Origin of the sequence: Tychonema sp. LEGE 06208, assembly GCF_015207505.1 — a bacterium.
GTDB lineage: Bacteria > Cyanobacteriota > Cyanobacteriia > Cyanobacteriales > Microcoleaceae > Microcoleus.
The window spans coordinates 1-23,198 of record NZ_JADEWT010000077.1 but is presented as its reverse complement, the minus strand read 5'-3'; the positions used below and the strand labels follow the sequence as shown (position 1 = coordinate 23,198).

General features: G+C 45.5%; 27 protein-coding genes and 1 pseudogene. 21 read left to right on the top strand and 7 right to left on the bottom strand.

Going from position 1 to position 23,198, the window contains the following annotated elements:
* The first annotated feature begins 22 nt into the window (after window positions 1-22).
* The 3 genes from IQ263_RS29445 (at window position 23) to IQ263_RS19210 (ending at window position 1,244) form a co-directional block, all read left to right on the top strand.
* A complete protein-coding gene (locus IQ263_RS29445; protein WP_255515906.1) occupies window positions 23-154 on the top strand; it encodes a hypothetical protein in 132 nt (43 codons plus the stop codon).
* A gap of 97 nt (window positions 155-251) precedes the next feature.
* The gene (locus tag IQ263_RS19215) at window positions 252-584 is read left to right on the top strand and encodes a winged helix-turn-helix transcriptional regulator (protein ID WP_194069353.1); all 333 of its coding nucleotides are present in this window, start codon (window positions 252-254) and stop codon (window positions 582-584) included.
* A 261-nt stretch (window positions 585-845) separates the two neighbouring features.
* A complete protein-coding gene (locus IQ263_RS19210; RefSeq protein WP_194069351.1) occupies window positions 846-1,244 on the top strand; it encodes a DUF4112 domain-containing protein in 399 nt (132 codons plus the stop codon).
* Window positions 1,245-1,894: 650 nt separating this feature from the next.
* On the opposite strand, the gene IQ263_RS19205 is transcribed toward IQ263_RS19210, so the two are convergent.
* Window positions 1,895-2,920, bottom strand: coding sequence for a threonine aldolase family protein (locus IQ263_RS19205; protein ID WP_194069349.1), 1,026 nt, complete (start codon window positions 2,918-2,920; stop codon window positions 1,895-1,897).
* Between the two features lie 71 nt (window positions 2,921-2,991).
* Between IQ263_RS19205 and IQ263_RS19200 the strand changes: the two genes are divergently transcribed.
* From IQ263_RS19200 to IQ263_RS19170, 8 genes are all read left to right on the top strand, one after another.
* Window positions 2,992-3,204, top strand: coding sequence for a DUF2997 domain-containing protein (locus IQ263_RS19200; protein WP_194069347.1), 213 nt, complete (start codon window positions 2,992-2,994; stop codon window positions 3,202-3,204).
* A gap of 50 nt (window positions 3,205-3,254) precedes the next feature.
* Window positions 3,255-3,998 (top strand): XRE family transcriptional regulator, encoded by a 744-nt coding sequence (locus IQ263_RS19195; RefSeq protein WP_333194660.1) that lies wholly within the window; start codon window positions 3,255-3,257, stop codon window positions 3,996-3,998.
* Between the two features lie 20 nt (window positions 3,999-4,018).
* Window positions 4,019-5,617, top strand: a complete 1,599-nt coding sequence (locus IQ263_RS19190; protein ID WP_194069345.1) for an Hsp70 family protein — start codon at window positions 4,019-4,021, stop codon at window positions 5,615-5,617.
* Between the two features lie 106 nt (window positions 5,618-5,723).
* Window positions 5,724-6,572: an HIT family protein gene (locus tag IQ263_RS19185; RefSeq protein WP_194069343.1), complete on the top strand. Its 849-nt coding sequence runs from the start codon at window positions 5,724-5,726 to the stop codon at window positions 6,570-6,572.
* Window positions 6,573-6,766: 194 nt separating this feature from the next.
* Entirely contained in the window at window positions 6,767-7,336 is a 570-nt protein-coding gene (locus IQ263_RS19180) for a hypothetical protein (protein ID WP_194069341.1), read from the top strand.
* Between the two features lie 10 nt (window positions 7,337-7,346).
* Window positions 7,347-7,478: a hypothetical protein gene (locus IQ263_RS29440; protein WP_255515905.1), complete on the top strand. Its 132-nt coding sequence runs from the start codon at window positions 7,347-7,349 to the stop codon at window positions 7,476-7,478.
* A gap of 143 nt (window positions 7,479-7,621) precedes the next feature.
* Window positions 7,622-9,133, top strand: a complete 1,512-nt coding sequence (ilvA, locus tag IQ263_RS19175; RefSeq protein WP_194069339.1) for a threonine ammonia-lyase, biosynthetic — start codon at window positions 7,622-7,624, stop codon at window positions 9,131-9,133.
* A 29-nt stretch (window positions 9,134-9,162) separates the two neighbouring features.
* Window positions 9,163-10,371 carry a hypothetical protein gene (locus IQ263_RS19170; protein WP_194069337.1) on the top strand — a complete coding sequence of 403 codons (1,209 nt, stop codon included), beginning with the start codon at window positions 9,163-9,165 and terminating at the stop codon, window positions 10,369-10,371.
* A 20-nt stretch (window positions 10,372-10,391) separates the two neighbouring features.
* Here the strand turns inward: IQ263_RS19170 and IQ263_RS19165 are convergent, their stop codons facing one another.
* The 4 genes from IQ263_RS19165 to IQ263_RS19150 form a co-directional block, all read right to left on the bottom strand.
* Window positions 10,392-10,568 carry a hypothetical protein gene (locus tag IQ263_RS19165; protein ID WP_194069365.1) on the bottom strand — a complete coding sequence of 59 codons (177 nt, stop codon included), beginning with the start codon at window positions 10,566-10,568 and terminating at the stop codon, window positions 10,392-10,394.
* Between the two features lie 24 nt (window positions 10,569-10,592).
* Window positions 10,593-10,868 (bottom strand): hypothetical protein, encoded by a 276-nt coding sequence (locus IQ263_RS19160; protein WP_339384894.1) that lies wholly within the window; start codon window positions 10,866-10,868, stop codon window positions 10,593-10,595.
* Between the two features lie 135 nt (window positions 10,869-11,003).
* Window positions 11,004-11,219 (bottom strand): hypothetical protein, encoded by a 216-nt coding sequence (locus tag IQ263_RS19155; RefSeq protein WP_194069335.1) that lies wholly within the window; start codon window positions 11,217-11,219, stop codon window positions 11,004-11,006.
* A gap of 27 nt (window positions 11,220-11,246) precedes the next feature.
* Window positions 11,247-11,423 carry a hypothetical protein gene (locus IQ263_RS19150; protein WP_194069333.1) on the bottom strand — a complete coding sequence of 59 codons (177 nt, stop codon included), beginning with the start codon at window positions 11,421-11,423 and terminating at the stop codon, window positions 11,247-11,249.
* A gap of 144 nt (window positions 11,424-11,567) precedes the next feature.
* Between IQ263_RS19150 and IQ263_RS29940 the strand changes: the two are divergent.
* The 10 genes and pseudogenes from IQ263_RS29940 to IQ263_RS29435 form a co-directional block, all read left to right on the top strand.
* Window positions 11,568-11,856 (top strand): annotated as a pseudogene (locus IQ263_RS29940) (transposase family protein); the annotation flags it as partial.
* Between the two features lie 355 nt (window positions 11,857-12,211).
* On the top strand, window positions 12,212-12,673 hold the full coding sequence (locus IQ263_RS19145; RefSeq protein WP_194069331.1) for a DUF2127 domain-containing protein: 462 nt from the start codon (window positions 12,212-12,214) through the stop codon (window positions 12,671-12,673).
* A gap of 989 nt (window positions 12,674-13,662) precedes the next feature.
* Window positions 13,663-15,210 (top strand): serine/threonine protein kinase, encoded by a 1,548-nt coding sequence (locus IQ263_RS29630; protein ID WP_194069329.1) that lies wholly within the window; start codon window positions 13,663-13,665, stop codon window positions 15,208-15,210.
* Window positions 15,211-15,674: 464 nt separating this feature from the next.
* On the top strand, window positions 15,675-15,812 hold the full coding sequence (locus IQ263_RS19130; protein ID WP_194069327.1) for a hypothetical protein: 138 nt from the start codon (window positions 15,675-15,677) through the stop codon (window positions 15,810-15,812).
* Between the two features lie 41 nt (window positions 15,813-15,853).
* Window positions 15,854-16,189 (top strand): DUF6825 family protein, encoded by a 336-nt coding sequence (locus IQ263_RS19125; protein ID WP_194069325.1) that lies wholly within the window; start codon window positions 15,854-15,856, stop codon window positions 16,187-16,189.
* A gap of 111 nt (window positions 16,190-16,300) precedes the next feature.
* Entirely contained in the window at window positions 16,301-18,070 is a 1,770-nt protein-coding gene (locus IQ263_RS19120) for an ABC1 kinase family protein (RefSeq protein ID WP_194069323.1), read from the top strand.
* Window positions 18,071-19,226: 1,156 nt separating this feature from the next.
* Complete coding sequence (locus tag IQ263_RS19115) at window positions 19,227-19,958, top strand: PP2C family protein-serine/threonine phosphatase (protein ID WP_194069322.1); 732 nt, start codon at window positions 19,227-19,229, stop codon at window positions 19,956-19,958.
* 197 nt (window positions 19,959-20,155) lie between these two features.
* Window positions 20,156-21,358, top strand: a complete 1,203-nt coding sequence (locus IQ263_RS19110) for an anhydro-N-acetylmuramic acid kinase (RefSeq protein WP_194069321.1) — start codon at window positions 20,156-20,158, stop codon at window positions 21,356-21,358.
* An 80-nt stretch (window positions 21,359-21,438) separates the two neighbouring features.
* Entirely contained in the window at window positions 21,439-21,888 is a 450-nt protein-coding gene (locus IQ263_RS19105; RefSeq protein WP_194009407.1) for a hypothetical protein, read from the top strand.
* 50 nt (window positions 21,889-21,938) lie between these two features.
* Window positions 21,939-22,073 (top strand): hypothetical protein, encoded by a 135-nt coding sequence (locus IQ263_RS29435; RefSeq protein ID WP_255515904.1) that lies wholly within the window; start codon window positions 21,939-21,941, stop codon window positions 22,071-22,073.
* 186 nt (window positions 22,074-22,259) lie between these two features.
* On the opposite strand, the gene IQ263_RS19100 is transcribed toward IQ263_RS29435, so the two are convergent.
* Both IQ263_RS19100 and IQ263_RS19095 read right to left on the bottom strand, forming a co-directional pair.
* The gene (locus IQ263_RS19100) at window positions 22,260-22,424 is read right to left on the bottom strand and encodes a hypothetical protein (RefSeq protein WP_194069320.1); all 165 of its coding nucleotides are present in this window, start codon (window positions 22,422-22,424) and stop codon (window positions 22,260-22,262) included.
* A gap of 106 nt (window positions 22,425-22,530) precedes the next feature.
* Window positions 22,531-22,728, bottom strand: coding sequence for an NblA/ycf18 family protein (locus IQ263_RS19095; protein WP_006635253.1), 198 nt, complete (start codon window positions 22,726-22,728; stop codon window positions 22,531-22,533).
* Between the last annotated feature and the right edge of the window lie 470 nt (window positions 22,729-23,198).

The window sequence follows — 23,198 nt, the reverse complement described above, 5'->3', positions numbered from 1 at the left end:
GGAACTCGTATAGCAATCCTAAATGATTGTCTGTAGGGACACGGCATTGCCGTCTCCCGGACACGGCACTGCCGTGTCCCTACAGATGGATTTTGGGGAAATCACATTTATGTTCGCCGCACGTGATAATGATTTAGGATTGCTATATCAGTGAACTTTATCAGTGTTTCTGAGATACTTCTACTTTAAACCTAGTCAAGCTATTATGGAAAGTACGCACTTAAAAGTGCGATACTTACCAAAAAGATACTATGCAAGTCAAAGAAGGAAGTATTGAGAGAGCAAATTGCCCGGTAGAAAGAACTTTAGAGGTGATTGGCGGGCGGTGGAAAGTCTTAATTCTGCGGGAACTGTTTGGAGGAGTGAAGCGTTTTAACGAGCTGCAACGGGCTGTCAACGGCATTACGCAGAAAATGCTGACGCAGCAATTGCGGGAGATGGAGTCAGACGGGATTGTGCACCGGGAAATTTACCTGCAAGTTCCGCCGAAAGTTGAATATTCGCTTACACCTTTGGGCACAAGCCTCAAACCGATTATTGATACGATGCACGAATGGGGAATTAAGCATATTAACTATAGTTAAGTGCGATCGTATCTGCTTACTTCCTAATTTCATACCGCTAATTATATCATATCTGATAAAATAACCCCGATCAAGTTTGTAGTCAGGACTTGAGTCCTCTAGGTTTGAAAAGGACTCGCATTCCGAACGATCGAATCTGTTTGATTGTAGCCCTTGCTATCCTGAGATGAATCCGGCTGGTTTAGTCTGTTCTGTCAGGGTAATGCTTTTTTCCATCTTCCGACTGATGTCGCTTTTTGTAGTTAGCCTAAAAATAATAATATGAACAAAATAGAGCGTCTCGCTACCCTCAACCGCATTCGCAAACTCAGCCGCCTGATGGATACCGCCATTGGCATCCCCGGCACTAAATTTCGCATTGGTTTAGACCCCCTTATCGGTTTAGTTCCGGGTGCTGGGGATCTCGTAGATACCGCGTTTTCCGCATACCTAATTTACTTAGCCACTCAATTCAATATCCCGCCCAAAACCCTCGGAAAAATGATTTACAATATCAGTTTAGAGGCCGTCGTGGGTTCAGTACCTTTAGTCGGAGATATCTTCGATGCTTTTTATAAATCCAACATGAGAAATTTGGCGCTTTTAGAAGCACATATCGAAGTAGAGGAACCGGAATTAGTTGCGGTTGCAGAACCTCTTCCTAAATCGATTAAATTGTAGGAGCGAATTCACAAATCATCTCTAACTCTCACCAACAATTTCAAAAATCCGCCTCCCACCAAACGATAAATTTAAACCTAAAATTTTCCCATCAAACCGTAGTTCAAGATATTAGTTGTAGGGTGCGTCAGTAGGAATTTGAGAGGCTTGTTTTAAATTGCAGGAACTGACGCACTCCCTAGCTTTCAGATGCGTGATATCGTTTCCGGTTGCATCGGAATGATTTAACCTTACTAGAACACAGAGAACACAGAGAGGTCAGAGAGAAATGAATAATTCCGATGCTAATGGAATTGATATGATATAGCCTTTCAAGCTCTCATAGGAGGTACTATCCGGGATAGGGCATAGGCCAAACCGGGCATGAGGCTCTCCTCACTTTTGTGAGAACCGCTATATCAAATCCTCTCTATTCACTGTTAACATCATAAAGAATGCAACCGGAATTGGTATCAGTTCTTGAACTCTCAATTATCTCTTAAAAACTAACTCTAGCTGAAAGACCCTACTAACTACTAATCTGTTTGTACTGTTTGAGATTATTGGTTAACCCGCCTCCTACCGAATTGTCAAAATCTGTCAAAGCGGATTTACCGAAATATTTATTATTATAAAAAACCTCAATTAACCCGGAATTACCCAACTATAATTTATGCAGAATAGCGTTTAATAGCTTTCACTAAAGCAATAATATCTTCTTCTTTAGTATTAAAAGCCGTTACCAGTCTAACAGTACATTTATCCCACCGATAAAACAGAAAACCCTCAGCTAAAACTGCTGTAATTACCGATTCGGGAAGCTGCATAAAAATTTCGTTGGCTTCCACGGGATGGCAAAATTTGACTTTCTCAACTCCCGCCAAATCTGCGGCTAATTTAGCAGCCATTTTATTAGCATGAGCCGCATTTTTTAGCCACAGATTATCGGTTATGTATGCTTCTAACTGCGCCGACAAAAATCGCATTTTGGAGAACAAATGCCCGCTGCGCTTGCGGTAAAAAGGAAAAGTTTTTGCCAATTTTTGATTGAAAAATACTACTGCTTCTGCAGCCATTGCCCCATTTTTGGTCGCTCCAAATGATAGGATATCTACGCCGGCGCGCCAAGTAATATCTGCAGGAGAACAGCCCAAACTGGCAACAGCGTTAGCAAAGCGAGCACCATCCATGTGCAGGTGCAAATTGTGGCGGCGAACAATCTCGGAAATGCGGGCAATTTCCGCTGGATGGTAGACTGTGCCGGCTTCTGTGGCTTGTGTGATACTGACGGCTGCGGGCTGTACGTGGTGGACGACACCTGCACCAGCGCGATCGACTATTTCACCTAAAGTCTCTGCCTCTATTTTAGCATGATTTCCTGTTAGTGTCACTAACTTTGCACCGCCTGTAAAAAACTCCGGCGCGCCGCATTCATCCAGATTAATATGAGATTGGGCGTGACAGTAAACAGCGCCGTAGGTCGGAGTCATCACTGCCAGGGCTAGAGCATTAGCAGCGGAACCGGTTGCTACGGGAAAAACTGTCACTGATGTCTCGAACAAATCGGAAAATTTAACTTGCAAACGTTCTGTATATTCATCGTCTCCGTAAGACATCGCTGCACCGCAATTAGCCGCTGCAATCGCGGTCATAATTTCCGGCGAAACCCCGGTGGTATTGTCGCTACAAAAATTCATTTGAATAATTGGTAAACAGCATCTATAATATAACTCAACAGTCAAAATTTAAATATTAAAGCAAGAGAACTATGGCAGAGTACCGCCAAATAGAATACCGCATCGGCAAAGACGGTAAAATTATCGAAACCGTCCTCAACGCCACTGGTGCAAGCTGTACTGAAACCACCGCCGGAATTGAAAAAGCTCTGGGAAAAGTAGAATCTCAAGAGTTGCTACCAGAATACTATCAAGGCGAAGAAAATTCTATCGCCGAACAAACGCAGACGTTAAAACAAGTTTAGAAAAATTAACTATGTTTTATTTCCTCGGCGTAACAATTGAGACAACAACAGTGCCTGCCTTTAGTATGGCGCTAGCTGTGGGGGGCATTTTTCTAATTTTAGTTTACCTTTATGCTGCATCGGAGGCCGGAGATGCGATCGAGTTTAAGTACGATACAATTCTGCGGGAACGCATGAATCAGCTAGAGATTCTCGATTGGCAAGACTTGGGCGAGAAAGCCGGCTTAAGTCGCTTCGGGGTGCGCTTAGTGCGACAGGGAGACGTGGGAAAACTCACGCTAGACCAACTGAGGCGGCTGGCAACAGTGCTGAATTTGAATTTCCCAGAATTCGATCGCACTCTTAGCGCGCTGCCCGTATCGGCGACAATCACCACTAATCCCAACGAAATTGAAGAATTGAGACAGCAGTGTTTCCGGCTGCGGGAAGAATTGCAGCAGCAAAAAACTCAACTAACTGCCGATTTTCGCCGCGCCACCTTTGAACAGTTGCAAACTTTGTTAATTACCTATCCCGCCGCCCGCAAAATGGCAGAAGCCAAGCCGAATATGCGCGCAAAAAATCTCTCGGCTTTGTTTACGCCCTTAGAAAATCTCTTGTCGAGTTGGGATTTTGAAACCATTGGTTCAGCTTGGGAACAAGTGACTTACAATCCGCAGTTGCACCAGCCGGATGTTAAAGATATAACAGAAGGAGAATTAGTTTATATTCGGTTTGTCGGCTATCGGAATGGAGAGCAAATTCTTACTCCTGCTAAAGTTAGTCGTACCCTGCCAGCGGCTATACAAACTTAAATTTAAAATCTAAAATTTACATGGTTGCAATCGCAATTGACTTCGGGACTAGCAACACGGTTGTTTGCATTCTCAACCCGGACACCCAAACACCGGAAACTTTGAGATTAGGCGAAATGTCCCGCATTTTCAAAACGAAGCATTCGAGCGGAGATATCCGAGAAATACCTGTAATCCCGACTTTGGTGTTTGTGAAAAATGCCGGAGAGTTGGTATTGGGAGAAAAAGTGCGGTCTCAGCGTTTGGAAAAATCGCAACCAGAGCGTTTTTTCAAAGCTTTTAAACGCGATTTGGTCGCCGATTTTCAGCCGCCATCCCGCAATATCGACGGTGTAACCTACACACCTGAATCAGTAGCAAAACAATTTATAATAAGTATCTGGAAACAATTATTGGATCAAAATATACAGCCAGATAAAATATTTTTTACAGTCCCAGTCGGAGCATTTGAGCGATATCTGGATTGGTTTCGCGACTTGGCAGAATTTCTCGAATTTGCGGAAGTTCAGCTAATCGATGAATCTACAGCCGCCGCCCTGGGATATGCAGTTAAACGTCCCGGTTCTCTAGTTTTAGTAATCGATTTTGGCGGCGGAACTTTAGACTTAAGTTTGGTTCGGACTGCCCCTCATTTTTCAGTAAAAGATAGCCAATTTCAAAGCTCAAATTTAATGCGGGCCGAAGTCGTAGCAAAATCAGATGCTTATGTTGGCGGCGAAGATATTGATATCTGGATTGTCGAAGATTATTTGCAGCAAATTGGTTCGTCGCGGGCCGAAGTTGGCGGGGTTGGTTGGCAAAATTTATTAGAAATAGCCGAAAAGTTAAAGATTCAACTTTCTCAAGTTAATGAAGCGAAGGAAAGTTGGTTTGATGATGAAAATTTTATATCTTACGACTTGCTGCTAAACCGAGAAAAGCTTGCAGAGATTTTGGAATTTCGGCAGTTGTTAGAACAGTTTCGAGAAGCTTTAGATGAAGTGCTGAGTATTGCCCAGGGAAAAGGTATCGGCAAAGCAGATATCGAACAGGTTTTGCTCGTAGGAGGAACTTCTCTAATTCCGGCTGTGTCTAACTTAGTTATTTCCTATTTTGGACGACAAAAAGTTAAAATTGATCGACCTTTTGAAGCTGTGGCGCACGGTGCTTTAGCGCTCACACAGTTAGTGAGTGTTGACGATTATTTGCGGCACAGTTATGCCATTCGCCTCTGGGAACCTTATGCTAAAGTTTATAGTTATTGGTCGATTTTTAGCAAGGAAATGAAGTATCCTTGTCAAAGTTCTGAAGAGTTGACGCTGCAAGTGGCGATTGAAGGACAAAGGGAGATTCGGTTAGATATTGGGGAAGTTGCGGAGGTGTCGCAAGCGGAGGTTATTTTTAATGAAAAAGGGCAAATGACTAGCAGTTTGCTCAACAAACACACGGATTTTCGCTCTTTGGAAAGCCACCATCAGGAGGTTTGTGTGGCGCATTTGAATCCGCCTGGGGTGTTGGGAATTGATAGGGTTTCGGTGAGTTTTGAGGTGGATGAAAGGCGGGTTTTGTTGGCGACGGTGCGGGATTTAGTGACTGGTGAGGTGTTGGTGGCTAAAGGGGCGATCGCCAAACTGCAATAATGATACAATTTTTAGATAGGATTTGGCGATTGAAATCGCTTCTTGTCAAACTTTCGTCCGCCGGCGCGGACTGAATAATATCGATTTAAATCAAATTTATTTCGTGATGAAAAAGCAACAAAATAAATTCAGCCACCTAACGGCAATCGAAAGAATTTATCTGTCATTTCCAGCCAGATTTTTATTGGATAAAAACTTGCTGCAAGGGAAAGTCTTAGACTTTGGGTGCGGCTTCGGCAGCGATGCTAAATTGTTGCAGCAAAAAGGCTTTGATATTGCGGGTTATGACCCTTATTATTTCCCGGATTTTCCCAAACACAAATTCGACATTATCCTTTGCTTTTATGTTTTGAATGTTTTATTTCCCGAAGACCAAGCTAATGTGTTGATGGAAGTGTCGCACTTCTTGAAACCGGGAGGCAAAGCTTATTTTGCCGTGAGAAGGGATCTCAAAAAAGAAGGCTTTCGAGAACATTACGTACACAAAAAACCTACCTATCAGTGCATTGTCAAACTTCCGTTTAAGTCAATTCACCTAGATGAGTCTTGCGAAATTTACGAATACGTCCATTACAACCATCAAAGAAACTCAACTAATCACTGCGTATTCTGCAATCCCTACAAAAACCTAACTTTACTAACTGAATCTGCAACAGCTTATGCGATGTTTGACGGTTATCCTGCCAGCCAAGGTCATGTTTTAATTATCCCCAAGCGCCATATTGCTAATTATTTTGAGTTGCCTTTTCGAGAACAATCTGCTTGCTGGTTTATGGCGAATAAGGTGCAAGAGATGTTAATAAAAGAGTTTCAGCCTGACGGTTTTAATGTGGGTATCAATATTAATAAAGATGCGGGGCAAAGTCGCAGTCACGCTGCTATTCATGTTATTCCCCGCTACAGGGGCGATGCTGGGAAGAAAGGCGGGATTAGGTATGTGATTCCCAAGAGTTAAAAATAAGAGTTAGCCAATTGTGAAATGGATTTTTTTTTACCGCAGAGGCGCAGAGAACACAGAGGAATAGAGAGGAGAGCAATTCATAATTTTTGTAAGGATTGTTAAAATTGAGCAAAGGGCGAGCAAAATAGGGTTAAAATGTGTTTGCCAAGTCTCAAACTACAGATTAGCAGTAATTTGGTGTTCTGTTTATGTCTAAGCGCAAAAAGCAAGAATGGCTCAAGGAAACTCTAGAGCTTAAAGAAAACCACAATTGGACGTCAAAGCCGGGAACTCGTATTTTTGTAGCAGGAAGAGGTGCTGTTCGGTTTGATGTCCCCGAAGATTGGCATTTTGAACCTGATACTAAGTCCTTCCGATTTACGGATAAGAAACCGCCGGATGATGATTGTCGTTTGGAGGTTTCGTTTAATTTGTTACCTCCTGGCAATTGGGGAGAATTTCCTCTTGTGCCGCTATTACAGAAGATTGTTGAAGATGATACCAGAAATCCGATCGCTCTTGGGGAAATTATTCAATTGAAGCGGCAAACGGCCCGCATTGTGTGGACTGAATTTAAGTTTATCGACCCTCCCGAACAGCGGGAAGCTTATTCGCGAATCTGTATTGGATTGGGTTCTAATGTTCAGTGTTTGATTACTTTTGATTACTGGGTTGATGATGCGGAACGTTTGACTCCTGTCTGGGATACGGTGATGGATTCGTTAGTTTTGGGTTTGTTTATTAGCGACCCTCGAACGGGTTTCGCACGGCCTGATTAGGTTTTGGCAAATGGCAAGTGTCAGCACTAGGTATCATCTGGATCGTCGCCTCGCGATCGCTCTCTTTGTTCTGCTTTTAGGGGCGATCGCACTTCCGGCACATCAAGCTTTTATATTGGGAATCAAATTATTAGTCAAGTAAATCGGTTCTCCCGATCGCCGTTAGCGAAGCCCGCCCCTACGGGGGCTACGCCAACGAAGAGGATCGCCAATTCCCCGCAAAATGCTAACATAAATGCCCTACAATTATCGCACCATCCGGCATTAACCCACCTGCTAACCCCCATGCTTTGCGATTACCTAGTACAAATCCTCACCGCCCGCGTCTACGATGTTGCTCAAGAAACACCCCTAGAAATAGCCCCCAATTTATCAGAGCGGCTCAACAATAAACTGCTGCTGAAACGAGAAGATATGCAGTCTGTGTTTTCCTTCAAGCTGCGGGGCGCGTACAACAAAATGGCGCAACTGTCGCCGGATTTGCTAGCGCAAGGTGTCATTGCAGCTTCCGCCGGCAACCACGCCCAAGGAGTCGCTCTCGCTGCCCGCCACTTGGGAACTCGCGCAATTATCGTGATGCCCGTAACAACGCCACAGGTGAAGGTAAATGCGGTGATAGCGCGGGGTGGAGAGGTGGTTCTGCAGGGGGATACCTACGATGATGCTTACGCTTTTGCGCGCCAATTAGAGGCGGAAAAAAACTTAACTTTTATTCACCCTTTTGACGATCCGCACGTAATTGCGGGACAGGGTACGATCGGCATGGAAATTCTGCGGCAACATCAAAAACCCATTCACGCAATTTTTGTGGCGATTGGCGGCGGTGGATTGATTTCGGGAATTGGGGCATATATCAAGCGGTTGCGGCCGGAAATTAAGATTATTGGGGTTGAACCTGTGGATTCCGACGCGATGAATCAATCGCTAAAAGCTGGTAAACGGGTGCGTTTGTCGCAGGTGGGTTTATTTGCTGACGGTGTTGCTGTGCGGGAAGTTGGGGAGGAAACTTTTCGGCTTTGTCAGCAGTATGTGGATGAGATTATTTTGGTGGGTACGGATGATATTTGCGCGGCGATTAAGGATGTTTTTGAAGATACGCGATCGATCTTAGAACCTGCAGGCGCATTGGCGATCGCAGGTGCCAAAGCTTACGTGGAACGGGAACAAGTCGTAGGAGAAACATTAATTGCTGTTGCTTGCGGCGCGAACATGAATTTCGATCGCCTGCGTTTTGTAGCAGAAAGGGCAGAATTTGGCGAACAGCGGGAAGCGATTTTTGCAGTAACAATTCCCGAACAGCCGGGAAGTCTCCGCAGGTTTTGCGAATGTTTGGGAAAGCGCAATTTGACTGAATTTAGTTATCGAATTGCGGATGAAAAAGCAGCACACATTTTTATTGGGTTGCAAATTCTAGACCGTGCTGATGCGATTAAAATAGCTGCAACTTTTGAAAATTGCGGTTTCAAAACTTTGGATTTAACTGATGATGAATTAACAAAATTGCACTTGCGGCACATGGTGGGCGGCCGTTCTTTCCTGGCAAAACATGAACTGTTTTACCGCTTTGAATTTCCCGAACGTCCGGGTGCGTTGATGCAGTTTGTGGGTTCGATGAGTCCTAATTGGAATATCAGCGTTTTTCACTATCGGAATAATGGGGCTGATTACGGGCGAATTGTGGTGGGGATACAGGTGCCGCCGGATGAGATGCAGGAATGGCAGGCGTTTTTGGATACGCTGGGCTATCAGTATGGGGATGAGAGTCAGAATCCGGCTTATAAGCTGTTTTTGGCGTAGGTTTTTGGGGTGGAAACAAATTAATATTTATGAACGTGTTGAAAAAAATACTGCCGTTTTTTTTGATGATTTTTGCTGTTGCTATTGTGGCAGCAGTTGCACATTTTGCGATCGAACAAATTTCCAGCCCAGTCAGTTATTTTCAACCTGTGGATACCAGAGATGGTGCAGAGTTGTACAAAAAAGAACTACCCAACGGAAATCAGGCTTATTTGCAAGTTATTAACGTGCAAAAAATGCAAATAGACCAGCTAATTGGAGAGGTCGATCGGATGGCTTTCAATAAAGGATTGTATTATCAGGGAGAAAACAAATATTACAGTCCTTTCTTTAAGAGCAAGTTATTCTCTGAAGTTACAGGAGAATACAAAAACCTTTATGGAAATGGTGTTTTTTCCGTAATTAACTGTTCTTTTTTTGAACAATACCAACGCAGCACGCAGCTATCTTTTCCTGTCAAATTCAACGGTCAAGTTATTACTGGCGGTAACAGCATCTACGGCCCAGTCAAGAAACCCAAAGATGGACTATATAAAAATGTTCGATTGAAAGCTTTGGTATGGAATGATCGGGAAGCATATATCACAAATTACGAACCGCAAACCGGAACGCCATTGAATCAAAAAGAAGTACAAAATGCAGTGGTTACTTACGAATACAAGCACCATCCAGCTAAACTATTATCTAAAAATCCTGCAAATAGGTATCACGTCATCGGTACGCTGGACAAAGATGGTCGCAAGGGTAATGAATTGCTGGCAATTATCACAGTTAATGAAGCGACATTAGATGCAGCAGCTAAGTTAATGCGAGAATTCGGGGTGAAAGGAGATATAGTGACGATCGACGGCGGACTCTCAACTTATCTATTTAATCCTAAAATCGGCGAGATTATGTTGCCTAAATCGAATGATATTGCTACTCGCGAACTGCCGCACTATTTAGGATTTAGGAATAGAAAATCTAAGACAGCTTCACCAAAAATATTGGTTGCTAAACCAGCAGGAAAAGTGGAGGTGGAAGCAAATAAACCTTATTTGATTTTGTGGAGAGACAATATTCAGGAAGAGGTCAAGATTGAGCTGTATCAAGAGAATAAGTTTGTTCAAAGTATAGCCAACCGCGCGGCTAGCGATCGGGTTTATGAATGGAAACCTAAGATTGCTGTAAAATCAGGCTCTTTGATTCGGATTTCAAGTGTTAAAAATGCCAAGGTGTCTGGGGTTTTGCAGTTGTGATTATTGTTGGTCAAGAAATCTTATGGCGATCGCAAATTCTGCACATCCTCAATACTGAGTCCGGTTGTTTGACTGATAGTTGCATCATCCAGGCGATCGCGCGGCGGTACAATCTTCCTAATATTGAAACGATTTGGTAGTTGCGGGCGATCGCACTTTTTTCCGGTAAGGGCGATCGATCTGTAGCTGCACACCACATCGCAAATAAATTATAGTGGACATTAACGCTTCAGCTCAATATCGAACTCAAGCCGAGAACGATAAAAGTGAACGTCAAATTCTAAGAAAAAATTTGTCTGTCCCAGAATCAATGATACGCTGTCACTTTTGGCCCAAGCAAATACTAATCTTACCGGAGCAAACTCCCCTATTTCAGTCATGAAAAATACTGGCATCGCTGGTTGATTACCAATGTTACCAGCAAGTCGAATAATAGCTTTACTGTCATCCCAAACTAAGCCAAGCTGAGTTCCTATTTGGTAAGGCAATACATTCACGGTTGCACCGCTATCCTACTAACCCAACAACTTCGACTCCCTGGTTATTGTGATGCAGAATCAAGGGAATGCGGGGTAGGCTATCAAACTCATCTTGAGAGGGGTCATTGGTAGAGTATTGGAATCGCATAATACTCAGTTTTCCTTGTGGTTAGCCCGGTTCATTGCCTGCATTAAAGCTGCACCCGCACCAAAATTACCGTATGGGGTTGGCAGGTAGTAAATTTTGTAAGGTTCCAAAGGAAAAGTATCCTCACTGATATCTTCTTCCGCCATTAGAATGCGGATTAACTCTCGTTTGTCGATCGCAGACAGTTGTCTAATGGTAGGGAGTAATTCTGTTAGTGTCATCGGTTGTTTTCCTACGATGCGTCTGTGTTAACGGTAGCAGGTCAACGCATTCATTGCAACTTTCAGGGGAGTTTGACAAAAATCGGCGCGATCGCATTTTAGGAGCGATCGCGCGGCGGTACAATATTCCTGACGTTGAAACGATTGGTAGTTGCGGGCGATCGCACTTTTTTCCGGTAAGGGCGATCGATCTTCGCACACCACAATCTATTCTGGTTTTATCCAACCTTTAACGATCGCCTTCCCGACGTCAGCACGAACGCATCTAAATTTAATATTAACAGAATCTGGTATATTGGAGAATAATTATTAAATACTTACCAAACATTTAATCAGAGTTCGCCCTGTATGAAACTCAAACCTAAAATCCCCATTACCGACCATTTTATGACTTAGAATATCTAAGAATTGAGCGGACGAAACATCATCAATTAATTGATATAGCGGTTCTCACAAAAGTGAGGTAGGCCCGGTTTGCCCTATGCCCTATCCCGGATAGTACCTCATATGAGAGCTTGAAAGGCTATATTATCACGAACTCAATTTGTGCAGTGATTTGCCGTGCTGATACATGGGTAGATATCAAAAGTTACGGGAAACCCAACACGAATGGTTAAAGAAAATTTTAGAATTGCCGATAAGATGCGTTCCCCTTGGATGAGTTCGTAGACCGGACATGATATTATCTGCGTTCGTCAGTGTTAATCTGCTTAAAATCTGCAGCTAACCCATCAATCAAATATTTATCCAACTCAAGCCTAATTTAGAACTTACGAAAAAAACGGTTGCTGGGAAACTTATTGCTCCTGCGAGAGATAGTTGATGAAAAAGCAGATTTTTTGCCCTCGCTAGGGTTGATAAGTGTAATTGACTAACTGATTTCTGGCGCACCCTGCGGAATTCTTATAGGTTAAATCAGTTAAATATCGTACAATGTTTGTGGATGAATTTTTTCCTGCACAAGCAGAACACAAATTATTGATATTTCAAAAATGTACCTAAAAAAACAGCGTCCTCCTGCTTTAATGGCAATTATCGTTTACAAAACTTTTGTCGCCGCTTTCTTGATATTAACTTCAATAGCTTTGCTTTTTCCCTTAAAAAACCATCAATTTTTGGAGGATTTCTCGGAATCTTATTTTTTAGAAACCAATTTGAAGATAGTTGAAATTTTTCTAGATAAAATTCTTCTTGTCAAATCTAAAACTTTACTTTTTAGTGGACTGGCTGCCGGAGTTTATGCAATTTTAACGGTGTTTGAAGTGGTGGGATTGTGGTACGAAAAAGATTGGGGAACAATCTTAGTATTAGTGCTGGTAGGAATCAGTATTCCGCCAGAAATATATGAGTTATTTCAGGGCTTCACCGTACTTAAATTATCGGTATTTCTCGGAAATTTAGCCGTGCTGTGGTATCTGCTGCACCATTTGCCGCAGCATGGCAAAAAATATTAAACTTGAGTTGCACTCAATTTTAATGATTGAATGATCTGCGTCCATCAGTGTTGATCTACTTAAAATCTGCGGTTAACAGTTCGATCGAATATTTATGCAACTCAAGTCTATTAAAGTGGACTCGATTGAGAAGACACTCACTGGATGCGATCGATTCCAGCATCTGCAATAGTAGGCTGATGTCTGGCTCTGTGACATAAGTAGGTCGGCGCGATTAAACTGAACTATTTGACACTCCCCTGCTATCGAGGCGAGGGGATTCTTGGATCAACCAGTCGAACTTATCTCTGTTTTGTCGCCACCAGCGAGTAGAGATCGATCTGTCCCCCAGCGTGAATTCCGGTGTGCCCCACCGTATTTAAATTGATTCCTGCACGGGCTTTCAAACCCTTTGCTAAAATATTTCTTCCAGCGTTGTGGTCGCGATCTAATATCGTTCCGCAACCGCAAATATGCGTTCGGGTTGATAAAGTTTTCTTAACAATATCGGCACAGTTTTTATTTTTTTAAGTTTAAAATCGAGATTCAGCAATTTTTATTACCATAATATTGATCACAATTAAAATAAAAACCTAAATCTTTACAGAAATTTCCTAATTATAAAGATTTGTTAAAACAAAAGGGGGTGAGACCCCTCATCAACTATAGTAATAAATAATAGATGCACCCTGATGGCTTTCCCGTTCCACAAGAGCGGGATTTTTATTGGCAAGCTGGGGCCTTAAGTTTCGCAATACCTACTACAGATATAGCCTTTCTGTGCTCTGGTATGAGGTACTATCCGGGATAGGGCATAGGCCAAACCGGGCATAGGGCATACCTCACTTTTGTGAGAACCGCTATAGAATGACCTGGGGATGCAAAGATTTCAAGAGGTTGCTCAAGCTCAAGCTACAACAACGGCGCAGATCGATCGCCCCCCTGCGACCTAAACTCTGCGAAATCCCCCAAAAGCGGTAGCATAGTTTGGGAAACGGCATCAACAAAAGATGAACTTAGCGCCAGCAACAGTCCTGCAACAAGGCAAATACAGAGTCAACGCGACTTTAGGCATAGGAGGGTTCGGCATCACTTACCGAGCTATCCATACCCATTTAAACCAAACCGTTGTACTCAAAACCCTCAACGAAAGTCTGCGCCAACACCCAGCATCAGCCCAATTTCAACAGCAGTTTATTGCCGAAGCCCGACGCCTGTCCAGATGTCAGCATTCCAACATCGTCAGAGTAATCGACTTTTTTGAAGAAGCCGGACAGTCTTTTGTCGCGATGGACTACATTCCCGGCCAAACTCTCGCCCACATCGTCGAAGCCGGTCAACCGCTGCCAGAAGACCAGGCGCTGCATTATATTCGTCAAATAGCCTCAGCCGTAAGTACAGTGCACCACAGCGGATTGCTGCACCGAGACATCAAGCCCGAAAATTTGATCCGGCGAGCCGATTCTCACGTCGTAATGTTGATAGATTTCGGTATTGCTCGCGACTTTATCGCCGGCACTAAATACGCTCAGATTAACCTGCTGTCCCCTGGGTACGCGCCGATCGAACAATACCTCTATGAGGGTAAATGTACACCGGCCACAGACATTTACGCGATCGCCGCCACCTTTTACTACTTGCTCTGTGGCGTGCCGCCCGTAGCAGCCCCCCTGCGCGATCGAATTCCCCTAGCTTCTTTGCGGCAATTTGTGCCCAACCTCAGCCCCGCCATCGAGCGAGCAATCCTTCAGGGACTCGAAACCGACCCCCAAAAGCGCCCCCAGACAGTGGAAAATTGGCTTACCATGCTGCAAGACACAGAAAGAGTACCAGCAGAAAAAAAAGACAAGCAAAGCCTGCAATTGCCCGCACCTCCCCCGCCTTCGTTGACTTTGCTGGCGTTTGTCGTAACGGCTGTCATTGCAGGCTGGATGGGTTTTGACCTAGCATGGCGCTACAACAGCACCAGTCTCAGCAGCACCCGATCCACAACTCAATCCTTCCCATCTCTCGAAGATTTGCTCAAATCCCGCGATTTGTCAGGGCCGATGTTCGCACAGCCCTCTGTCGAAAGCAGTCCTCTCTACCCCATCGAACTTAACAAGCGCCCCAAACCCACCTCAGACAGCAGCAACCTTCCCGAACCGATCGAGCCCGAAGCAGCTAGCACCCCACCTTCAGAGTTGCCAAGCCCCGAAACTCCCGCCCCAGAGCCCGAACCAGAGCCTTCAATATCCCCCACGCCCGAACCCGAAGCGCCGCCTTCCGAACCCCCAATTCCCGAGGCTCAAACCCAAATCGAGCCAGCACCGCAACCAGCGGCCGCACCGATACCGGAAGTTGCGCCCCTACCGCCGGAACCTCCCAGCTACTCACCTCCGGCACCCGCCCCGCCTGCGGTGCCGAGTCCTGAAATTGTGTCGCCGCCATCAGTAGCGTCGCCAACACCGCCAATACCCAGCCAAAGCGATCCGAATTCCGATAGTTCGATCGCTCCTTACTCGCCTCCCCCTGTGACAGAAACCCCTTTTCCTTTACCAGAACCTACGACAAATTAGTCTGAGACTTGAGCTGCATAAGTCCTCGCTTTTAATACATAAACCGCAGATTCAAGGCAGATGCAATGCGGATAAACGCAGATAATTTTAGATTGTTTGTGAGTGCCACAGGTATATTATTTTTGTTGGTTAAAGTTGCCGGCGACTACTTGCTTTGATGAATCAGTAAATATCGATGGATTGTTTCTTGAAAATAACGCCTTTGGAGGCAAAGCACCAAACCGCAAAACCTGCTTTCGGCATTGGCAAATCCCCACAACCTCGACTTGACTCGACTGCATATTTCCTATGCCACCTGCGATCGAAATGCCTCTAGAAAAAAATGTATAAACCTTTGATATTTTTTAGGAATTATGTTAAGATATAGGCACGGGCGCACAAATTATGTGATGTTTCCTGTTGCGGCTGCCACATCTACTCGGTTGAGAAAGTAGTTAGCAACAAGGGTTCGGAAAATCAAATCGATGGTAGAGGTCGCATCCCGGATGACTGGAGTGTCAGTCGATCGCCCGCTCGAAAAAATTTGTTTGTTTCCAGGCAGAGATATTGTCCTGCATCAATTTCCACAATCTTCCTTGGTTTGGAAGCACCATCGAGGATAAGCAAGTTATAATTTGTTGCGGAAGCGTACAGAGATTTTTTTATGAGTAAACCCCCAGTTCATGCTTTTTTTGTAGGCAGAGCAGTTGCTGAAGCACTATACGAGCAATTAGAAAGCGCAGCAACGAACGCTTTTTCTCAACTCGGCAAATTTGACGCGGAACAAAGAGAACGTCTGCGCCAATTTACAGATCGAGTTGTGGAACGCGCTAATCGAGCTGCTGATGAGGCGATGCAAACCAGAACAGGTACTGCAACCACCAGCACTACCATTCAAGACATCCATCCTGCTGAGCTGCAAGCGACTATTGACGAGCTGCGCGCCGAAGTTGCTTTGGTGCGATCGCAATTGCAGCGCTACCGCAGCAGTTTGCCTTAAAAAAGGGCGATCGAACTACTATTGACCACCACGCGAGCGCAAGACAACGCGCTCCTGCGCTCCAACCTGCCATCAAAGCAACAACATAAAATAAGCAATTTGGGAACCCAAGTGTCTGCTCTCCTTAATGACTCTGTTGATCGCCAGCGCCCCCCCAAGCGCACTGGCGAGGCCGATGAGCCAAAAACTGCTGCTAAATCCTACAAAAGCAAAGCTTATCGCTGGAATCGCGAAAAATACTCCCGGCAGCGACGCTTCTTCGACATTTGGGCCTTTGTCCTGCTCTGGCTGGCTTCGCTGTGGTTCGACAGCAAAAACTGGAGCTACTGGGGAGGCGTCACAGAAGAAAAAAAAGTAGCCAGACGGCGCTTTCAAGCAATCTGGGTTCGAGAAACACTATTGGATTTGGGCCCCACTTTCATTAAAGTAGGCCAATTATTTTCCACCCGCGCCGACTTGTTCCCCGCAGAGTTTGTCGAAGAGCTCTCTAAACTGCAAGATAAAGTGCCTGCTTTTAGCTACGAAAAGTTAGAGGCAATTGTCGAGCAAGATTTGGGCAAAACAGTTCAAGAACTCTACCGCAGCTTTGACCCCGTGCCCCTGGCCGCTGCCAGTTTGGGTCAGGTACACAAAGCTCAACTTCACTCGGGCCAGGAAGTTGTAGTCAAGGTGCAGCGGCCAGGACTGCGGAAGCTATTTGAAATAGATTTGCAAATTCTTAAGGGAATTGCTCGTTACTTTCAAAATCATCCTAAGTGGGGCCAAGGCCGAGATTGGATAGGGATTTATGAGGAGTGCTGTCGCATTCTCTGGCTGGAAATTGACTATCTCCATGAAGGCCGCAATGCTGATACTTTTCGCCGCAATTTTAGCACCTGCGACTGGGTGCTGGTGCCACGGGTTTATTGGCGGTACGCCGCCCCCCGAGTGCTGACTTTGGAATACCTGCCGGGGATTAAAATCAGCCACTACGAAGCTCTAGAAGCTGCAGGTATCGATCGCAAATTAATCGCTCAGTTGGGCGCGAAAGCTTATTTGCGGCAGTTGCTCAATGATGGCTTTTTCCACGCTGATCCACACCCCGGCAATATCGCTGTTAGTGCTGACGGAGTTCTGATTTTCTACGATTTTGGCATGATGGGGCAAATTCAGTCGAATGTCCGCGAAGGACTCATGGAGACTCTCTACGGCATTGCTTCCAAGGATGGACAGCGGATTATGGATTCTCTGATCAATTTGGGCGCTTTGGTTCCTACGGGTGATATGAGTCCGGTGCGCCGCAGCATTCAGTATATGCTGGATAACTTCATGGACAAGCCTTTTGAAAATCAGTCCGTGAGCGCGATTACTGACGACCTTTACGATATTGCCTACAACCAACCTTTTCGGTTCCCAGCTACCTTTACTTTTGTAATGCGAGCTTTTTCTACCATCGAAGGGGTAGGCAGGGGTTTAGATCCAGAGTTCAACTTTATGGAGGTGGCACAACCTTTTGCCATGCAGCTTATGACTAATGGAAATGGTTCTGATGCAAGTAGCAGCATTTTTAACGAAATCGGCCGTCAGGCGGCTCAGGTGAGCTCGACTGCCTTGGGCTTGCCCCGCCGGATTGAGGAGACTATTGATAAACTAGAACAGGGAGATTTACGGATTCGCGTCCGTTCTGCCGAAACAGAGCGATTGCTCCGCCGCATGACCAGCGTTCAAATGAGCACGAATTATACTTTGATGATGAGTGCTTTTACTTTGTCGGCGACAATTTTGTTTGTCAGCAATCAAGTTTGGGCTGCTGTCGCTGTGGCTGTGCTTGCTGCTGGTACGGGGTTGGCTCTGCTGCGTTTGTTCAAGCGGATCGATCGCGCCGATAGAATGTCACAATAGCGCGCAATTTGAAACCGGAAATTTCTGGTTTGAGATTTCTCGCCAGCCAAAACTTAGTCTCGAATGTTAAGTTTTGGCTGACATATTTCTAAAATTTACAGCACTTAGCTGCTTTGAGCCTAAAAATACCGTTGCTTTCTCGATTTTTAGCCAGCCCATCCTCTGATTTTTTGCCCAAATCCAGTTGTTTTTGGCAGGCGCTGCGTCAGGCCGCTTGATTTACCGGAAAATTTAAGAGGCGATTTGCACCAGACGATCTACAATGTCAGGAACTAAGGTCTAAAGACACGCTCGCTTGGTCGCGAGAAATCACTCACAAGCTATTCTGACCAGCTATCGTCTTCACTGACTACGTTATTTAGGTCATGACACCGGGCGAATGCTCTCGCTAGTTAAGAGCTCTGTCGCTTGTGATTAAACAGTTCTAAAGTCACGCTTTACAGTGTTGCAAGCCGAACAAGCCCTTATAACATTGACCGACAAGCTAACATCACCCCGCTTTCGTAGGCTCTAATCGAGCAAACATTATGCGATCGCGGATTGTGAAGCTTGAAATGGTAATTGTCAAGCGTGAAAGTACATTACAAAAGTACACAAGAGTCAAACAATCCCCGTGTAATGGAAAGATTTACGGTGGTTAAAACCACCCGCGTTGTTTCCCTCTCCGAGGCCGGGGCCACGCTCGTTTCCCACTTACCGAGCTTTTTTATGAGGTCAAGGAAGTGCATTTTTTTCAAAACGGGCGATCGCGGGCAACAGAAATTTTAAGTTTCGTTCGGCATTTAAGCTTTCTTATAAAAAATTGCACCAGTTAACTGAATGTGAGTGGGAAGTCCCGCACCATACCTGTACTCAGGGTGACGGGATGAAAACGAACCAGAAACAAGTTGAGCGATCGCGAATCAGTGATACAATTGCACTATCTTGACCACTATCTCGCGAGGCTAAAACCGAGCTAAACGGAGCGTGTAGCCAGAAAAAGTATGGGTCTTACGAACTAGGACTCCTGCCTGTGGAGGGAAGATAAGACTACTTGCTTCAACAACGGAGCTTTCTTCACATCCCAATGAATCAGGAAGCCAGTGCTGTATGCGTAGCATCAGCGTCTGGTAGTTCACATCAAGCTTTTAATTTCGATGAGTCCATTGACTAATCTATGAAACGCTCTTTCGCAGGTAAGACAGACACAGGGCTAGTTCGTTCCGTAAATCAGGATTCGTACTACATAGATCCTGACGGGCGATTTTTCATAGTGGCAGACGGAATGGGAGGACACGCCGGAGGTCAAGAAGCCAGCCGGATAGCGACTGGGGCCATTCAATCTTATTTGCTCGAACATTGGGAAGGGCCCGAGGATTCTGTGCATTTGTTGGAAAAGGCTTTTTTAATCGCCAATCAAGCAATTTTGACGGATCAGCTAGAACATCCCGAACGTGGTGATATGGGGACTACGGCTGTGGTTTTGATCTTTAGGGATGAGGGCAGGCCTTGGTGCGCTAATATCGGGGACTCTCGCTTGTACCGGCTGCACGGGCCTCGCTTGGAGCAGATTACTGAAGACCAGACTTGGGTGGCTCAGGCTGTCAAAAGAAAGGCCTTGACTCCGGATCAGGCTCGACACCATCCTTGGCGTCACGTTTTGTCCCAGTGTTTGGGCCGCGATGATTTGCAGGAGATAGATATTCTGCCGGTGGATGTAAAGCCAGGGGATCGTTTGCTGCTTTGCAGTGACGGCTTGACTGAAGAGCTTTCCGATCCTTTGATTGCTTCGCCTCTGAAGTCGATTCGCGCCGGCGAGGTTGCTGCAACTGCTTTGATTGAAGCAGCTAAGGATAAAGGGGGACGCGATAATATTACTGTGGTGATCGTGACGATCGACCTCAAATAATATCCTCGCACCCTCGCGCCCTCGCGCACGCCACTATATAAAAATCTCAACCTCCTGCACGCACCGGGGGACAGAAACTCGGTTTGATGGACGAAAATCCTTAACCATAATCCGCAATCCGCGTAAAAAACCCCGTTTCTTTGTCGGGAGTGCGTCCCAGACTATGTAAAAATCTAAAATCTAAAATCTAAAATCGAATGGTTCGCGTTATAGGTTTGATCAGCGGCACGTCAGTTGATGGTATTGATGCTGCTTTGGTGGATGTGGTCGGTTCCCAAACAGACTTAAAAGTAAAGTTGGTGGCAGGTCAAACTTTCCCTTATCCTGCTAATTTGCGATCGCAAATTCTCTCGGTTTGCAGTGGATCGGCTTTGTCAATGGCTGAACTCGCCCAATTAGATGATGCCATTGCTCGACAATTTGCCAGCGCAGCCTTGACAATTCAAGCGGGACATGATAATGCAGAATTAATTGGCTCTCACGGTCAAACCGTCTACCACCGACCGCCAGAGACGGGAGAGAACAATCTTGCAGATGGGTTCATGGGCTACAGCTTGCAACTCGGGCGGGGCGCGCTAATTGCCGAATTGACAGGCATTACTACTGTGAGCAATTTTCGATCGGCAGACATTGCAGCAGGGGGTCAAGGAGCACCCTTAGTCCCCATTGTTGATGCGTGCCTGCTGGCAGAACCCAACCGCAGTCTCTGCATCCAAAATTTGGGGGGAATTGGCAATGTTGCCTATCTCCCAGCCAGGGAAAAGAGGGAAAACAACCACGAGTCGGAAGTTTCCGATCTGGGAGATGGTATCTTGGGTTGGGATACAGGGCCTGCAAATTCGCTGTTAGATTTGGCAGCGGTACACTTTTCTGGCGGCTCTTTGACGATCGACTCAGGTGGAGAGTGGGCGGCAACCGGCACTCCCTGTCAAGCTTTAGTCGAGGATTGGCTGCAGCAAGATTTTTTCACCCAAGCACCGCCTAAATCTACAGGGCGAGAGTTATTTGGTGTAGACTATTTTAACTGTTGTTTGCTAGAGGCATCCGCTTACAATCTCAGTCCTGCTGATGTGCTAGCTACTTTGACAGAACTTACTGTGGCTTCGATCGTTCGCAGTTACCAAACTTTTTTGCCGGCAATGCCCGATCGAGTTTTACTGTGCGGGGGCGGTAGCCACAATCTCTACTTAAAACGCCGATTGCAATCTCAATTGCATCCAGTCCAAGTGTTGACTACTTCTGAGGCAGGCTTGAGTGTAGATTTTAAAGAGGCGATCGCTTTCGCGGTTTTAGCCGCATGGCGGGTTCGGGGCATTCCCGGCAATCTGCCTCAAGTGACTGGTGCCCGGGCACCGGTACTTTTAGGGGAAATTAACTCTTGTTGGCACGGTTGGGCGTGATAGCATATAGTCTGAGCGACAACGGCTGTGCGTTGTTGCACCCGTATTGTAGCCAGCAGGAAAAGCATAGGAACAGCACTGTGGCTCACACGTTTTTAATGGAATCTGGCCAATGGACGCTCGAAGGAAGTTGGATTGAGCGCAATGGCGTGCCAATTACGGTTAAAGGCAAAACTTTAGTGAGCTGGAACCGAACAGATTGGTTCAATATGGTGACGAAGCTCATTTTTCCTGGAGGCGATCGTGAAGAGATTATTTTGAATTACCGAGGACACCTCAACAGCGATGAACGGCAGTACACTTTTGTACTCCAACACAGCGAACTCGGCCGCGTCGAGGGCGAAGGTTGGATTGCTCCCCAGTCGATCGTCCAGCGTTACTGGGTACTGGGAGACGAACGCCAGCGGCGGACGGGCTTTGATACCCTTCACCGCGTTGATGACAATCGCTACTATCAATCTAGCGGCCTCATGTCTGGTCATTATTTGACCAGTACGATGGAGGCGACTCTGGAACGTCAGCCGGAATAACTCTCGATCGAAAAATTGGGGCTAAAACCCCGTCCTTTGAGGACGGCTTTTTGCTAGACTGTCTAAAAATTCGGGATACGGCATTGCCACGAGTCGCCTGTGGAGATCGAGGGAGAGTCAAACTGCGGTTCGGTAGCATCACCCAAGGTCGTTTCAAACATCACCGCACAAGCAAAGGCGGTTAGTATATCAAAGAGTCAGCATTTACGAGTTCTAGTGTTTGATTTGAAAATTCAAAGTCTTGCTAGTCGGAAGTCGCGCTCAAATGTCCGACTAGCACCATTGTTCTCAAACCTCATCCGCTGCAACTACAGACAAATATATTTAATTGGTTAAATTTTTGAAGGGGTTAAAACATTAACGCTGGATTATTAACCATCAACTTTTCTAGTCCAAACGCAATCAATTATTTTTGCGCGATCGTGTAATGTCGATCGATAGATTGCTCGGATCGACTCCCCAAATTGATGGGAATCAAAAAATAAACAGTGAAATTTTCCCGATCGACCTTGAATCTGTGCAGATACTTTCTGCATAGGCCCGGTTTCTACATTCTGCTCAAAGAGTGACGCCCCATCACCCCCAACTCCTTTCCATCTGAGGGAACAGAGTAAGAGACGGAGGTCGCCTACTGCGACTGTGCTACTCAACACCAGGGTTAGGTTCTAAACCCCAATGGTGTTTGAGAAAATGACGGTACATAGTTTCCCGCAACATCATTTGCTCGTAAAGCTTGACCAAAAACTCCTGAGCTTGTTCGCGACTCATGTCACTTACCTGTGTTTTGAAGGAACACAGGCTAAATTGTTGTTCCAAAGACAATTCTGCTGGCTGGCTCATGGTGAAAGACTCCTCTGTAAGTAAAGGTGACTTGAAAGTAAAAACCTGGATCGACCCAATTTGTAACTTTTTCAGCGATCGACCGTTGGTTTCAGGATGCCCTCCGGGCTCATCTCATTTTAGTATATATTACAAAAGGTAACAATTGTTTGACAAAATTACCCTCTATCCCAAGAAATAACTTAGCAATAGAGAACGCGAAATGCCTGCAAAAGTTCCTTCTGCAGGCATATATAGCCTTTCTGTGCTCTGGTATGAGGTACTATCCGGGATAGGGCATAGAGCATAGGGCATAGGGCATAGGGCATAGGGCTATCCTCACTTTTGTGAGAACCGCTATATAACTCTATCTACTTACGAAGAGAAAAAAGGCTCAGTACGAACCAAAATAATTGAAGCGCTTTATACCAAATCGGGCGAAGCTTCTGTCCGGGAGAGTTTGGGAGAGGGGGAGAGGGGGAGATTGGGAG